Genomic DNA, 15,527 nt, shown 5'->3' on the forward strand with positions numbered 1-15,527 from the left:
TTGACGTGTTTTTACTATTATAATAGTAGAAACGCGTTTCTTTATTATTCTATTTTATTGTTTTCTTCTATTATTAAATTCCATTTAATAAAGTGATAGGGCTAAAAAATTAAATATTTGTACTTCGGTTTCTTCATTTTGTACTTAAATTGTACTATTTAAAAATAAAATTTTAAATAAATATTCTGAAAATTTAGATATTATGTTATAGTAAGATGCATCATCACTTATTTAAGCGTGTATCAACATCTTAGGAGGTTTCAATATGACATCAGAGCTTAGAAATATAGGAGTCAAAGATTTTACATTTAGGGTACTTTCCGGCGTAGCAATTGGAATCGTTGTAGGTTTAGTGCCGAATGCTATTTTAGGTGAAATTTTTAAAGCACTCATGCATCATCATCCCGTGTTTGCGACTTTTCTACATGTCGTACAAGCCATGCAATTTACTGTTCCTGCTTTAATCGGAGCACTTATCGCTTTAAAATTTGAAATGACACCACTTGCAATAGCTGTCGTGGCATGTGCATCATATGTGGGAAGTGGCGCGGCACAATTTAAGAATGGTGTTTGGCTTATCGCAGGTATTGGGGACTTAATTAATACGATGATAACTGCGGCCATTGCAGTATTATTCATCTTATTAGTTGAAAAACGTGTAGGCAGTATGGCGCTCATCGTTTATCCAACTGTAGTGGGTGGAGTGTCCGCGACAATTGGCGTGTTAATCTTACCTTATGTCCATATGATTACCACTGGGATTGGAAATATGGTCAATAGTTTCACTGAATTACAACCAGTGTTAATGTGTATGTTAATTTCAATGGTATTTAGTTTTATTATTATTTCACCATTATCAACAGTAGCAATTGCGATTGCGATTGGAATTACAGGATTAGCTGCAGGATCAGCTTCAATTGGGATTTCAGCTACTGAAGCGGTATTGTTAATCGGTACAAGCCAAGTGAATCGTGTTGCCGTACCAATTTCTATCTTCTTCGGTGGAGTAAAAATGATGATGCCAAATATGGTTAAATATCCAATTATTATGTTACCAATTTTAATTACGGCCGCCGTTTCTGGTATCGCGGGAAGTTTAATTGGTATTGCCGGTACAAAAGAATCAGCAGGTTTTGGATTCATCGGTATGATTGGACCTATCAGTGCGTTTAAGTTTTTACATGTCGATTCAGCGATGATGAGTATTATCTTAATCGTTTTAGGATTCTTCGTTGTACCATTATTAACTGCGTTTATTCTAGATATTGTTTTACGCAAAGTTTTAAAATTATATACTAACGATATTTATAAAAGGTTATAAATTTTTGAAATAACAGTTTGTGAGGAATTGATAATGACGTCTTTATGACAAAGTATTGGTTCCTCATTTTTCGAAAAATAAATTAATTATAAAATAGCTTGTGAGTAAATAATGTTACAATAAAATAAATAGTGATTAAACAAAAGGATGGATGGTATATGGCTAATAAAATTGAAACATTAGCACTAAGAACAGCAGAGTTAACAAGACAAACGCATGAGTTAGGCATTCCTGTCATGATATTGTTTGAAGGAGTTCCGGCATCAGGTAAAACGCGTTTATCAAATGAATTACTATTAAATTTTGATGCGAAATATACGCGCTTTATTGCCACGCAATCACCACAACCCGACGACTTAAGATATCAATTCTTACAAAAGTACTGGAACACTTTACCTGCTAAAGGCGATATTAATATTTATTTCCGTAGCTGGTATTCACATTATTTAGATTATCGTGAGAACGAAATTAAACATAATAGATATAAAAATTATGATGTTTTGAAAGAACAGATTGCTTCTTTTGAAAAGATGCTGAAAAAAGATAACTATGAAATTATTAAATTCTTCATTGAAATTAATGAAGAAAAGCGTCAAGAGCACATTAAACAAACAAAAGAGAATCCTTTAATGCGTTGGAAAGTACAAGAATATGGTAATGTACTACCGACTGAAACATACTTAGATGACATGCACCAATTTATTAAAAAGGATAAACAATGGAAGATTATTGATTACACTGAACGTCAAAATGCGATTGAAAAAATGTACAATCATATTATAGAACGTTTAGAACATGCGATTGATAAACATCAACAACAAGAAAACCATGTTGATGGAGAGTTCACACCAGACTTTAAAACGGATTTATTCGATATTAATGTAGATAAAGTATCAAAAGATGAATATAAACAGTTGATTACAGAATTACAACAACGCATGAGAGAAATTCAATTTGCTTTATATGATAGAAAGATTCCACTTATCTTAGTATTTGAAGGTATGGATGCAGCCGGTAAAGGTGGTAATATCAAACGTATTAGAGAAAAGCTTGACCCGACCGGTTATGAAGTAAATGGAATTAGTGCGCCAACAGATGTAGAACTAAAACATCATTATTTATGGCGTTTTGCGAAAGATATGCCAAGAAGTGGACACATTGAACTATTTGACCGCAGTTGGTACGGTCGTGTACTTGTAGAACGAATTGAAGGCTTTGCGACTACAAATGAATGGCAACGTGCGTACGATGAAATTAATTCTTTTGAGAAAATGTGGACAGATGAAGGGGCAATTCTTTTAAAATTCTTCCTTACATTGGATAAAGATGAACAATTGAAACGTTTTAAAGATCGTGAACAAAATGTCGATAAACAATGGAAGATTACTGACGAAGATTGGCGCAATCGTGAAAAATGGGATTTATACGTCGAAGCGAGTCACGATATGATTGAAAAAACGAATACTTCTTATGCACCTTGGCTAGTAGTTCCAGCAGATCATAAAAAAACGTCACGCATCGAAATACTTAAATACATCATTCGTAAATGTGAAAAAGTATTATGGGGCGTTAAAGATTATTAAAAATGAGTAGTTGACTTTACTTTTTTTAACTTGATGAATCAATTCAAGAGACTATTTTATAGAATAGTTTCTTGAATTTTTTATTTTAAATAGAAAAAATCAATGGAAAATAATATGTTAGAAATATTACAGGTATGTAACAAAACAGTAATTTGTAATATTATGAACTATGTAAAACAATTGTAAATTTTTTAAAAGAGTAATGTAATTCCTTATTTCATAATGAAATTTTAAACTTAAAACCTAAAAATGTATTGTTACAACACACTTCAGTAATATTTCAATGTTACAAAATATATTCTCTATTGTAATTTTTTGTAAGATAAGCGTAATATTATTCGTATTTTTTTGTGTTATAGTAGCTATTGTCAAAAGTTAAACAAAAAACACAAACACATTAACACTAAAGAAATTAACAAATCGAAAAATATAAACTAAATTCTTGGAGGAATTATTTTATGAAAAAAACAGTTATCGCTTCGTCATTAGCAGTAGCATTAGGAGTAACAGGTTACTCATTAACTACAGATTACAGTGCACATGCATCTGAACAAACTTCAAACTACGCACAATTAGCTAACTTAGCTCAAAACAACCCATCTGAATTAAATGCTCACCCAGTACAAGCTGGCGCTTACAACATTTCATTCGTTAAAGATGGTTTCAAATACAACTTCACTTCAAACGGTTCAACTTGGTCTTGGAACTACTACTACACTGGTGGTGCTGACACAGCTGCAGCTACAACTCAAGCAGCTACAACTACACAAGTTGCTCCAGTTCAAAAAGCTCAAGCAACTAACTACTCAGCATCTTACAACCAAGGTTCAAACCAATCAGTAAGCTCTAACCAACAAGCTAACCAAACTCAAGTTAAAAGAGTATCTGCTCCATCATACAGCAACAACACAACTTCATACTCAGCACCAGCTGCATCATCAACTGGTGGATCAGTTAAATCACAATTCTTAGCTAACGGTGGTACTGAAGCTGCTTGGAACGCTATCGTAATGCCTGAATCAGGCGGTAACCCTAACGCTGTTAACCCATACGGTTACAGAGGTTTAGGTCAAACTATGGAATCATGGGGTACTGGTTCAGTAGCTCAACAAACTAAAGGTATGATTAACTACGCTAACAACCGTTACGGTTCATTAGATAACGCTATTGCTTTCCGTGCTTCTCACGGTTGGTGGTAAGATTTACTAAGATAACTGGATAGCACATCGAGTTATCGGGAAGAGAGGATGACATTAGTCGTCCTCTTTTTTTATGCCCATTTTTAAATAGTTTAGCTTATTTCCATATAGGGAATAATTTAAAACTATATATAAAGTGAAATAATGGGAAAGTGTTGGGTGAAATAACATTAAAAAATTATTAAAACTTGGAATTATTCATAGTGTATATTGGTTTGCGAGTCAAATGGTTATAGCCTCTTTAGGAACAAAGGTTTCTCAAACTTTCTTTATAAAGTATAGCCAATTTTTTAAGCCATTTTCCAGGGAAAAGGACGGCAAAATGTGGAACACCTTATTTAAAATTAATAAATGGAAACGTTACATACCTGAAGGCAGTCAATTAAATCAAAATATTTACAATAAAAAACAATTAACATCATTTAAACTTAATGACTTACATACAATGATAATAGAAATGAGACGTGCAGAATTAGTCCATTGGCTATCAATGATACCTGTGCTAGCGTTTCTTAAAGCACCCGCTTATATTAAAATAATTAATGTCATATATGTGTTGTTGGCGAATCTTCCAATTATAGTCACCCAACGTTATAATTGTCCGAGATTAGAAAAAGTGTATCAATTAAAATTGAAAAGAGGTGCCCATCGTGACTAAGAAAAAAATAATAGTTATTGGTGGCGGTTTAGGTGGTATATCGGCGGCTATTCGTTTAGCGCAAAGCGGTTTCGAAGTGAATCTTTATGAGAAAAATAATCATATCGGTGGAAAGGTAAATCGTCTTGAAGAACAAGGCTTTGGTTTTGATTTAGGACCTTCTATTTTAACCATGCCTTATATCTTTGAAAATTTATTTAGGCATAGTCATAAAAGAATGTCAGACTATGTCACGATTGAGCGTTTGTCATTGGAATGGCGAAGTTTCTTTACTAATGGTGAAGTGATTGATTTATACGAAGATTTAACCGCAATGGCGCATTTGAATCCAAGTTTAAATGAAGAAGATGTCCAACAGTTACATCGATTTCTACAATATGCGGAAAGCATTCACCGTTTTACAGAAGAAGGTTATTTTGCGTTAGGCTTAGATACGGTAAGCGAAATTATTAAATATCAAGGTCCTTTCAATTCTTTAAAAGGTGTTGATTACTTTTCAACAATGCAAGAAGCTATTAATCGATATGTTGATAAGCATGAATTGAGAGATATGTTGGGCTACTTTATTAAATATGTAGGCTCTTCTTCTTATGATGCACCAGCTGTATTAACATTGCTTATTCATATGCAATATGAACAGGGTTTATGGTACGTTAAAGGTGGCATTCATCATTTAGCACAAGCTTTAGAACGACTTGCTCGAGAAGAAGGCGTAACCATTCATACAGGTGTGAGTGTGCAAAGTATTGATACATATTTTAATCATGTAACTGGCGTGAGATTAGATAATGGGACACATATTAATGCAGATTACATTGTTTCTAATAGAGAAGTGATTCCAACTTACCGAGACTTGTTGTACTTTTCAGAGAAAAAGCTAGAGAAATTAGAGAAAACATTTGAACCTGCTAGTTCAGGATACGTTATGCATCTAGGTGTGAATAAAGAATATCCGCACTTAGCACATCATAATTTCCTATTCTCAAGTGATTCTAAGCGTAATTATCATGAAGTGTTCCATGAAAAGGTCTTACCACAAGATCCTACAATTTATCTCGTAAATAGCAACAAAACGGATGAAACACAAGCACCTGCAGGTTACGAGAATTTGAAAGTATTACCACACATTCCATATATTCAAGATAAACCGTTTACCGAAGCGCAATATAATGAATTTCGTGAACGTGTATTAGATAAATTAGAACGAATGGGCTTAACGAATTTAAGACAACATATTGTTTATGAAGATATATGGACACCGCATGATATTGAGCGTTATTATGCTTCAAATAAAGGTGCCATTTACGGTGTGGTAGCTGATCGTAAGAAGAATAAAGGTTTCAAATTTCCTAAACAAAGTCATTATTTTGATAATCTTTATTTTGTAGGTGGTTCTGTTAATCCTGGTGGCGGCATGCCAATGGTAACGTTAAGCGGACAACAAGTGGCTGATAAAATTAATGCTAAAGAACAGGCTCATTTACATGAATAATTGAAAGGGGGGGACGCTAGTGAAAGTATTAGAACCACTATTGCATGGAGTGATAGGAACCTCTTTATTAAGTGGATATTTAATGTACAATCGACGTCATTTACTTCATTTTCAAAATGATAATACTGCTAGCGCCTCTCAATCTGTCAGTATTATTATACCTGCAAGAGATGAAGCACAACGATTACCGCATTTGCTTGAAAGTTTGAACCGACAAACGATACAAGCGGAAGTCATCGTAATGGATGATGGTTCCCAAGATGATACGGTTCAAGTTGCAAGACAATGGGGTGCGAACGTCTACGCTGTCACTGAAGATGAGAACAATAAAAGATGGTATGGTAAATCCTTTGCCTGTTATCAAGGTGTGAATTATGCGACTGCAGATATCATCATGTTTATAGATGCAGATGTCGTATTATTGGATAATCATGCTTTGGAGACTATTTTACAAAGTTATGAGCAACAACGATATCGTGGGTTATTAAGTATTCAACCGTATCATACCGTTAAGAAGCCATATGAACAGTTATCACCTTTATTTAATTTGATGACAGTGGTGGGGATGAATCAATTCTCGAGTGTGGCAAAGAAAGAGCCACAATCGTTAGCATTTGGTCCTGTAACGGTGATGAATCAAGCAGATTACGTTTTAACACAAGGACATCACAATGCTCGCAACCATATTATTGAAGGTTTCGCGTTAGGTCAAGCTTTCAAACAACAACAATTGCCTGTCACTTGTTATGAAGGACAAAACTATGTAGGATTTAGAATGTATGAAGAAGGTCCAATTAGTTTAATTGGAGGTTGGACCAAACATTTAGCAGTAGGTGCCTCTCAGACACAGGGACGCATCATGATGTTGGTTATCATATGGATGATTGGACATATGCTTATGCCATTTATCTTAACGCTTAGCTTTTTATCGAAATCTATTTCTTTTAAGCGTATTAGTTTATCCTATGGCTTAGCTACGCTACAATTTATTCAATTACATAAACGTATTGGTTCGTTTTCAGTATTATCTTTATTGTTAAGTCCAATACTATTTTTTGTGTTTATTTTCATTTTTATGAATTCCTATCGTCATATTCATTTTACAAAAACGGTACAATGGAAAGGACGTACTTTTAATATTAATTATTAACGCATAAACAGGGGGCTCTCCATGAGAACTATAGAGGAAAGTTATCAATATTGTCATCAAATTATGAAGGATTATTCTAAAAGTTTTTCATATGCATTTGATATGTTACCAGAACAACAACGCCAAGCGGTTTGGGCAATTTATGCCGTGTGTCGTATTGTTGATGATAGTATCGATATACATCAAGATGTTGAGTATTTACATAAAATCCGCCGTGATGTTCAGTTGATTGAACATCACGCTAGTATACCTGAGGTATTTGAAAGTGATGAACAGATTATGTTGGCCTTTGCCGATACGAGTAAACATTTTCAAATGAATTATCAGGCCCTCTATGACTTGATTGATACGGTTGAAGCGGATCAACACTTTGAAATGTTTGAAACAGACCAAGGGCTACTAGATTATTGTTACGGTGTAGCAGGCACGGTAGGGGTATTACTCATTCCAATCTTATCTACACCACCAACACAAGCGGCTTATGATAACGGTAAACAGTTAGGTGAAGCATTACAACTTACAAATATCTTGCGTGACGTAGGAGAAGACTATCGTAATGGTCGCATTTACTTTAGTGTTGAACGCTTGAATGAATTTGACGTTTCGATTGAACAAGAAATTGAGCGTGACAAGCCATCAGAGAATTATCAACGTATTTGGGAATTTTACGCCAAGCTAGCTGATGATAACTATGATGCTGTACTTAACAATTTAGAAGTGTACAATAAAGAATCACGTATGATTATTGAATTAGCTGCTGAAGTGTATCGAGGCATTCTAAATGAAGTGAGAAAAGCAGATTATACACTTGATAAACGTGTCTACGTGTCAACTTGGAAGAAGAACAAAATTTACCGTAGTTTAAAGAAAAAATATAAAGCTTAGGTGGTAATGGTATGAAAATAGCCGTAGTAGGTGCAGGCGTAACAGGATTAGCAGCGGCTGCAAGGTTGGCCGCACATGGCCATCAGGTCACCATATTTGAGAAAAATGAACAAGTTGGCGGACGCATGAGTCAATTCAAAAAAGATGGTTTCACATTTGATATGGGACCAACGATTGTCATGGTTCCCGATGTATATAAAGCAGTATTTGAAGAAAGTGGTAAACGTTAAGAAGATTATATAGATATGAGACAGTTAACGCACATCTTTGACATCTATTTCTCAGATAAGGATAAAGTAAGTGTCTCTACTGATTTGCCACAGCTTAGTCAAGCATTAGAAGCGATTGAACCAGGTTCGACACAAGGATTTATGTCATTTCTTACTGATGTATATAAACGCTATGTAGTGGCGCGTAAGTACTTCTTGGAACGTACTTTCCGCAAACCGAGTGAGTTCTATAATCCGCTCTCTTTATATCGAGGCTTGAAATTACGTACCATTAGCAAAGCGGATCAACTCATTGATAATTATGTATCTAATGATAAAATTCGTAAATTGTTAGCTTTTCAAACGTTATACATAGGCATTGATCCAAAACAGGGCCCTTCAATTTATTCGATTATTCCGATGATTGAAATGGTACATGGCGTGTATTACATTAAAGGCGGCATGTATAGTTTGGCTAAAGGATTATTGAAACTAGGTCAAGATCTTGGCGTAGAAGTACGTTTGAATTCAGACGTTCAAGAAATTATTATCGACCCTAAATTTAAACGCGCAGACGGTTTACGCGTGAATGATGAAATTCATCGCTTCGATAAAGTACTTTGTACGGCTGATTTCCCATATGCTGCACAACATTTGATGCCATCTCATTCGCCACTTAAAAAATATTCTTCTGAAAAGGTAGATAACATGGATTATTCATGTTCTGCGTTTCTAATCTATGCCGGCATAAATCGCGACTTACGTGATAAAGTTCATGTACACAATGTGGTGTTCGCTGAAGACTTTAGAGGTAATATTGATGATATATTTAGCGGTAAAATGCCTAACGATCCATCACTATATCTGTATTCCCGGCTGTAGAAAATGATTCATTAGCACCAGAAGGACAAACAGGAATGTATGTCTTGATGCCTGTCCCTGAATTGAAAACAGGGAATATCGATTGGCGCGACCCAGCGACAATAGAACGAGCTAAAGACGTCGTTTACAATAAAATCCAAACGATTGAAGCATTAAAAGATGTACGAGAAGATGTGATTTCAGAAACCATCTTTACACCATTAGATTTCGAGAGTCGCTATAATGCTAAATTTGGTACAGCATTTGGCTTAATGCCAACATTAGCGCAAAGTAATTATTATCGTCCACCTAATGTATCTAGAGATTATAAAGATTTATATTTCGCTGGCGCAAGTACTCATCCAGGTGCCGGCGTGCCGATTGTCCTTACAAGCGCGAAGATTACAGCAGAAGCAATGTTAGACGATATCGCACGTGGCCATTAATTTTTAATACAAACAATAATTCAGAAAATTCTCAATATTGACAATACTTATCGAACTGATAGAATAAAATTAATTCGATAGAACTTATTTAGAGAAACGGTAGTGTCATATATGATTTTTTGGCTATATGTCACTTTTAACTAAGAATGACATATAGCTTTTTTATTTTTAAAAGGGGGATGGACGTAAATGGTAATGTCAAAACGATTAGCAGCGATACCGGAAAGTTACTTTGGTAAAACGATGGGGCGTAAAGTTGAACATGGTCCCCTTCCACTGATAAATATGGCAGTAGGTATTCCAGACGGAGAAACACCTCAAGGCATTGTCGACCACTTCGCAGAGGCTATACGTATACCGGAGAATCAGAAATACGGTGCCTTCCATGGTAAAGAATCTTTCAAAGAAGCGATTGTTAATTTTTATCAACGTCAGTACAATGTCACGCTAGATAAAGATGACGAAGTTTGTATTCTTTATGGTACAAAGAATGGATTAGTCGCCTTACCTACATGTATCGTCAATCCTGGAGAGAATGTCTTATTGCCTGATCCAGGTTACACAGATTATTTAGCAGGCGTCATGCTTGCAGATGCTCATCCAGTACCGCTTCATTTAGATCCTCCCGATTATTTGCCAGATTGGGATAAAGTAGACCAAGCCACATTAGAGAATACTACCCTCATTTATTTAACGTATCCGAACAATCCTACAGGTTCTACAGCGACGAAAGAAGTATTTGACGAAGCAATTCAGAAATTTAAAGGTACACGCACTAAGATTGTTCATGACTTTGCTTATAGTGCTTTCGGATTTGATGCTAAGAATCCGAGTATTCTTGCTTCTGAAAATGGCAAAGACGTTGCTATCGAAATCTTCTCATTATCAAAAGGATATAATATGTCAGGTTTCCGTGTAGGATTTGCAGTTGGCAATAAAGAGATGATTCAAGCCCTTAAAAAATATCAAACGCATACTAATGCAGGAATGTTTGGTGCCTTACAAGATGCCGCAACCTATGCATTAAATCATTATGATGACTTTTTAGATCAACAAAATGAAACATTTAAACGTCGCCGTGATGCCTTTGAACAACGTTTAAGTGAAGTAAAGTTACCACTTGTACATTCTAAAGGTGGTATTTATTCATGGCTTCAAACACCACCTGGTTATGACAGTGAAACGTTCGAACAATATTTATTACAAGAACAATCTATATTAGTAGCACCAGGTATTCCTTTTGGGGAGAATGGACGCCATTACGTCCGTATATCATTAGCACTTGATGATAAACAATTAGCCGAAGCGGCTGATAGATTGGCCTCTTTATCACATTTATATCAAGATTAATAACTAAGAAGAAAAGAGATGAGATATCATGACTAAAATCAAAATAATGAGTGTTCGAGAAGAAGATATTCCATTTATTGAAGAATGGGCAACAGAAAATAAAGTTGAAGTAGAATTGAATAAAGACTTCTTAACGGAAGAAAACGTTGATAGTGTTCAAGGTTTTGATGGATTATCTTTATCACAACAACATCCTCTGTCAGAAGAAGTGTTTGCGAAATTACAACAATATGGTATCAAACAAATCGCACAACGTAGCGCAGGATTTGATACGTACGATTTAACTTTAGCTTCGAAATATAACATCATTGTTTCTAATGTTCCATCGTATTCACCAAGTTCAATTGCTGAATTTGCAGTAACGCAAGCCATTAATATTGTGAGAAATCAAAATGACATTCAGCGTAAAGTACGTGCACATGATTTTAGATGGGAGCCTTCAATATTATCTCGTTCAATTAGCGAATTAACTGTGGCGGTGATTGGTACTGGTCGTATTGGTTCAATTACTGCAAAGATATTTACGAAAGGATATAACAGTCGTGTCGTTGCATATGATCCTTTTCCAAATGAACAGGTCGCACATGATGTAGAATATAAAAATACGTTAGAAGACGCAATAAAAGAAGCTGATATCGTTACGGTACATATGCCTGCGACTAAATACAATCATCACTTATTTGATGCGTCCCGCTTCGCACAATTCAAGCAAGGGGCTGTCTTTGTTAATGCAGCAAGAGGTTCAATCGTGGATACTAAAGCATTGCTTAGCGCCATTAACGAAGGTCATATTAAAGGCGCAGCACTAGATACTTATGAACATGAAAGAGGAGTATTCCCTGGAGATTATCGCGAAAAAGCTTATAATGATGCGCTACTAGATGAGCTCATTGCAAGAGAAGATATTATTCTCACACCACACATTGCCTTTTACACTGACGCAGCGGTGAAAAACTTAATTGTAGACGCATTAGACGCTACTATAGATGTATTAACGACAGGCACCACTAAATTAAGAGTGAACTAATAAAAAACTCCTAGAGAGGAACACTATAGCGCTCTCTAGGAGTTTCATACTCAAATGATTGAAGTTATAAATTATTTTACATCATAACCTTGATCTTCGATGGCATCTTTCATTTCTTGCATTGAAACTTTATTGTCATCGTAATCAACTCTAACTTCATTTTTATCTAAATCTACTTCAGCAGTTCTTACACCATTAATTTTGGCTAATGCTGATTCAATAGCATTTCTGCAATGGTCACAACTCATACCATCTACTTTGATTACATCATTAATCATGTCACGTCACCTCCAAGAACTTACTCTATATATACCCACATTTTACTCCTTTTCATTAAATGAAACAAAATAAAATAGAATGATGTTAACGAATTACATTTATAATTTCATGCGTTTCAAACGTAAGGCATTACTTACAACACTCACAGAACTTAACGCCATTGCGGCACCAGCAATCCACGGTGCTAATAAGCCCATAGCTGCAATCGGAATACCTGCGACATTATATCCAAACGCCCAGAATAGATTCTGCTTAATATTACGAATCGTCTTATCACTCGCATGAATCGCTTTAGGAACTAAATGAATGTCGCCACCTAAAATAGTAATGTCAGCCGCTTCAATCGCCACTTCTGTTCCTGTGCCCATCGCTATACCAATATCCGCTTTCACTAATGCAGGCGCATCATTAATACCATCACCAACCATCGCCACTTTATGATGGTCTGCTTGTAAGTTGGCAATGTGTTGCGCTTTATCTTCCGGTAAGACATTCGCGATGACTTGGTCAATACCAACCTCATCAGCAATCGCACGCGCCGTACGTTCATTATCCCCAGTCAGCATCACCGTACGAATATGCATCTCATTAAACTGTTGAATCGCTTCTTTCGCAGAAGCCTTCACCGTATCCGCGACAGCAATCATGCCTTTCAACTCATTGTCATAAGCAGCTAACATAACCGTTTGACCTCGCGCCTCAAGCGATGCCATCTCAGAACGCACATCACTCATATCAATATTATTGTCTGTCATTAATTTACGATTGCCCACATATAACGTTTTACCTTCAACCTCTGCTTGCACCCCATGACCAGGTAACGTGCGGTAATCAGTAACCTCAGAAGTCACCGCGCCTTGTTCACGCGCATAACTAACAATCGCATAAGCCAACGGGTGCTCTGAATTACTTTCAACAGACGCCATAAATGACAATATGTCTTTTGCTCCTTGAAAATAGGTTACCTCAGGTTTCCCATGTGTTAACGTACCCGTTTTATCAAACACCACTGTATCAACCTGGTGAGTACGTTCTACATATTCGCCACCTTTAAATAAAATACCATGTTCAGCAGTGCGTCCAGTCCCGACCATGATAGACGTAGGTGTAGCAAGACCCAGCGCACATGGGCAAGCAATGACCAACACAGAGATGGCTGCGACTAAGGCATCTTCAAATTGCCCAGGATGAACAAATACAATCCAAATTAAAAATGTAAGGGCAGCAATACCAATAACAATTGGCACAAAATAGCCAGAAATAATATCAGCTAAACGTTGAATAGGGGCTTTAGAACTTTGTGCATCTTCGACAACTTTAATAATGTTAGACAACGCAGTGTCTTTACCCACTTTAGTCGCTTTAATCGTAATAACACCATTTGTATTCATTGTCGAACCGATGACCGTATCATCGACTTGCTTGTCAATTGGCATTGATTCACCAGTTAACATCGATTCGTCTATAGCCGTTTCGCCTTTAATAATTTGACCATCTACCGGTATTTTTTCACCAGGTTTAATCAACAATGTATCGTTCACATTGACTTGATCTAAAGGCACCATCCGCTGTGTACCATCATCATTAACAATACGTGCTTCTTTCGCTTGTAAGTTTAATAACTCACTTAATGCATTGGTTGTTTGTGATTTCGCACGTGCTTCTAAATATTTTCCGAACAGAATTAGCGTAATTAATACGGCACTCGTTTCGAAATATAGATGAGGCGTGGTAGTAGTGCCAACTAGCCACTTAATCATTTCATAAATGCTATAAAAGTAAGCAGCACTTGTACCCAAAGCGACTAACACATCCATATTGGCGCCCCCATTACGCAAGTTCTTATATGCGCCTACATAGAATTGCCAACCGATAATAAATTGGATAGGCGTCGCTAAAATAAATTGAAACCAAGGATTCATTAAAATATCAGGCAAGTACATATTGAATAAATGAACGAACATGGTCATTAAGAGCGGAAAAGAAAGGATTGCAGAAATCATTAATTTGTTACGTTTATGCTTTAATTCTCGTTCTTTACGTGAGGTTTGTTCTTCCTCGGTTTGTTTTGGTTCAGCATCATAACCCAACTTTTGAATACGACCCATCAATGAATCAACATCTGTTTGTCCAGGATAATAATCAATGGATGCTTGTTCAGTTGTTAAATTGACAGTAGCTTGTTTCACACCTGCCGTTTTATTTAGCACCTTTTCAATACGGTTAGAACACGCAACGCAGGTCATCCCAGTAATATCTAATTCTGCTTTATCAGTGGCTACATCATAGCCTAACTTTTGAACAATCTCGACAAAATCATCCACTTTATATTCACTGGAATCATACTTAATGTTGGCTTGTTCAGTCGTTAAATTAACTTGAGCATCAACATGATCCATTTTATTAAGACGTTTCTCTATTCTATTAGAGCATGCAGCACACGTCATACCAGTAATGGCTAACGTGGTTTTACTATCTTGACTCATTTTTTGCACCTCCTCGGATGTTCATGTTTAATATACCCCCTAAGGGTATTTCAGTCAATGACTCTGTTTACACATTAAAAAAGCACACATGTCAGAAGGGAATCTAACATGCGTGCGCTCACTTACACAGTATTCATTTTAGAAAAAATCTGAAGGATTGAAGTGTTCTAAATGTAAATCTTTTAAATTATTGAAATCGTAATTTGAAATTGTTTGCACAAATTGACCATTTCTGACTTCATCGTAATAGTGATTGGCTTCGTTAATAATATCGTGATCTTGGAACGTTTTTACAATGCCCAAGATAATTAGCAAAGTAATAATGCCTTTGAATATACCTTTCATGTGTTATCGCACTCCTTGTCTTTCTCTCTTTTAGGACAAATTACTGAGGATAATTCATTTTCTCTTTAATTTAACTTTATTATATAAGGTTATTGAATAAATTTCATGCGTCCTTAGTACGGATTTACTATCATTCAAAAGTTGTAAATAAATTGAATGAGATGAGACAAATTTCTTATGTTCAAAATTGATGATATCTAACTCAAATTGGATGTGAAAACTAAAATATTTTAATT

Annotated in this window: 12 protein-coding genes and 1 pseudogene; 10 read left to right on the forward strand and 3 right to left on the reverse strand. The window is 35.8% G+C overall.

All coding sequences use genetic code 11. The annotated features are described in order from the left end of the window. Positions 1-265 precede the first annotated feature (265 nt). From LIX58_RS06295 to LIX58_RS06340, 10 genes and pseudogenes are all read left to right on the forward strand, one after another. The gene (locus tag LIX58_RS06295) at positions 266-1,321 is read left to right on the forward strand and encodes a PTS transporter subunit IIC (RefSeq protein WP_126565451.1); all 1,056 of its coding nucleotides are present in this window, start codon (positions 266-268) and stop codon (positions 1,319-1,321) included. Positions 1,322-1,479: 158 nt separating this feature from the next. Next, complete coding sequence (locus LIX58_RS06300; protein WP_126565452.1) at positions 1,480-2,904, forward strand: phosphate--AMP phosphotransferase; 1,425 nt, start codon at positions 1,480-1,482, stop codon at positions 2,902-2,904. A 458-nt stretch (positions 2,905-3,362) separates the two neighbouring features. Further along, complete coding sequence (locus LIX58_RS06305) at positions 3,363-4,103, forward strand: lytic transglycosylase domain-containing protein (RefSeq protein WP_154837396.1); 741 nt, start codon at positions 3,363-3,365, stop codon at positions 4,101-4,103. A gap of 226 nt (positions 4,104-4,329) precedes the next feature. Next, positions 4,330-4,761, forward strand: a complete 432-nt coding sequence (locus LIX58_RS06310; RefSeq protein WP_222590521.1) for a glycosyl-4,4'-diaponeurosporenoate acyltransferase — start codon at positions 4,330-4,332, stop codon at positions 4,759-4,761. Continuing rightward, on the forward strand, positions 4,754-6,253 hold the full coding sequence (locus LIX58_RS06315) for a phytoene desaturase family protein (protein WP_154837392.1): 1,500 nt from the start codon (positions 4,754-4,756) through the stop codon (positions 6,251-6,253). The genes LIX58_RS06310 and LIX58_RS06315 overlap by 8 nt, the downstream gene beginning before the upstream one ends. A 19-nt stretch (positions 6,254-6,272) precedes the next feature. Continuing rightward, on the forward strand, positions 6,273-7,403 hold the full coding sequence (locus LIX58_RS06320; RefSeq protein WP_154837390.1) for a glycosyltransferase family 2 protein: 1,131 nt from the start codon (positions 6,273-6,275) through the stop codon (positions 7,401-7,403). 21 nt (positions 7,404-7,424) lie between these two features. After that, positions 7,425-8,288 (forward strand): phytoene/squalene synthase family protein, encoded by an 864-nt coding sequence (locus LIX58_RS06325; RefSeq protein ID WP_154837388.1) that lies wholly within the window; start codon positions 7,425-7,427, stop codon positions 8,286-8,288. An 11-nt stretch (positions 8,289-8,299) separates the two neighbouring features. After that, positions 8,300-9,804, forward strand: a pseudogene (locus LIX58_RS06330) (phytoene desaturase family protein). A gap of 189 nt (positions 9,805-9,993) precedes the next feature. Continuing rightward, complete coding sequence (locus tag LIX58_RS06335) at positions 9,994-11,154, forward strand: aminotransferase class I/II-fold pyridoxal phosphate-dependent enzyme (RefSeq protein ID WP_154837386.1); 1,161 nt, start codon at positions 9,994-9,996, stop codon at positions 11,152-11,154. 28 nt (positions 11,155-11,182) lie between these two features. Further along, a complete protein-coding gene (locus tag LIX58_RS06340) occupies positions 11,183-12,181 on the forward strand; it encodes a D-lactate dehydrogenase (protein ID WP_154837384.1) in 999 nt (332 codons plus the stop codon). A 71-nt stretch (positions 12,182-12,252) separates the two neighbouring features. Here the strand turns inward: LIX58_RS06340 and copZ are convergent, their stop codons facing one another. From copZ to LIX58_RS06355, 3 genes are all read right to left on the reverse strand, one after another. Next, the gene (copZ, locus tag LIX58_RS06345) at positions 12,253-12,459 is read right to left on the reverse strand and encodes a copper chaperone CopZ (RefSeq protein ID WP_126565460.1); all 207 of its coding nucleotides are present in this window, start codon (positions 12,457-12,459) and stop codon (positions 12,253-12,255) included. A gap of 99 nt (positions 12,460-12,558) precedes the next feature. Continuing rightward, positions 12,559-14,946, reverse strand: coding sequence for a heavy metal translocating P-type ATPase (locus tag LIX58_RS06350; protein WP_154837382.1), 2,388 nt, complete (start codon positions 14,944-14,946; stop codon positions 12,559-12,561). A 138-nt stretch (positions 14,947-15,084) separates the two neighbouring features. After that, positions 15,085-15,291 (reverse strand): hypothetical protein, encoded by a 207-nt coding sequence (locus LIX58_RS06355; RefSeq protein WP_126565462.1) that lies wholly within the window; start codon positions 15,289-15,291, stop codon positions 15,085-15,087. Between the last annotated feature and the right edge of the window lie 236 nt (positions 15,292-15,527).

The organism is Staphylococcus sp. Marseille-Q1834, assembly GCF_916858875.1.
GTDB lineage: Bacteria > Bacillota > Bacilli > Staphylococcales > Staphylococcaceae > Staphylococcus > Staphylococcus pragensis.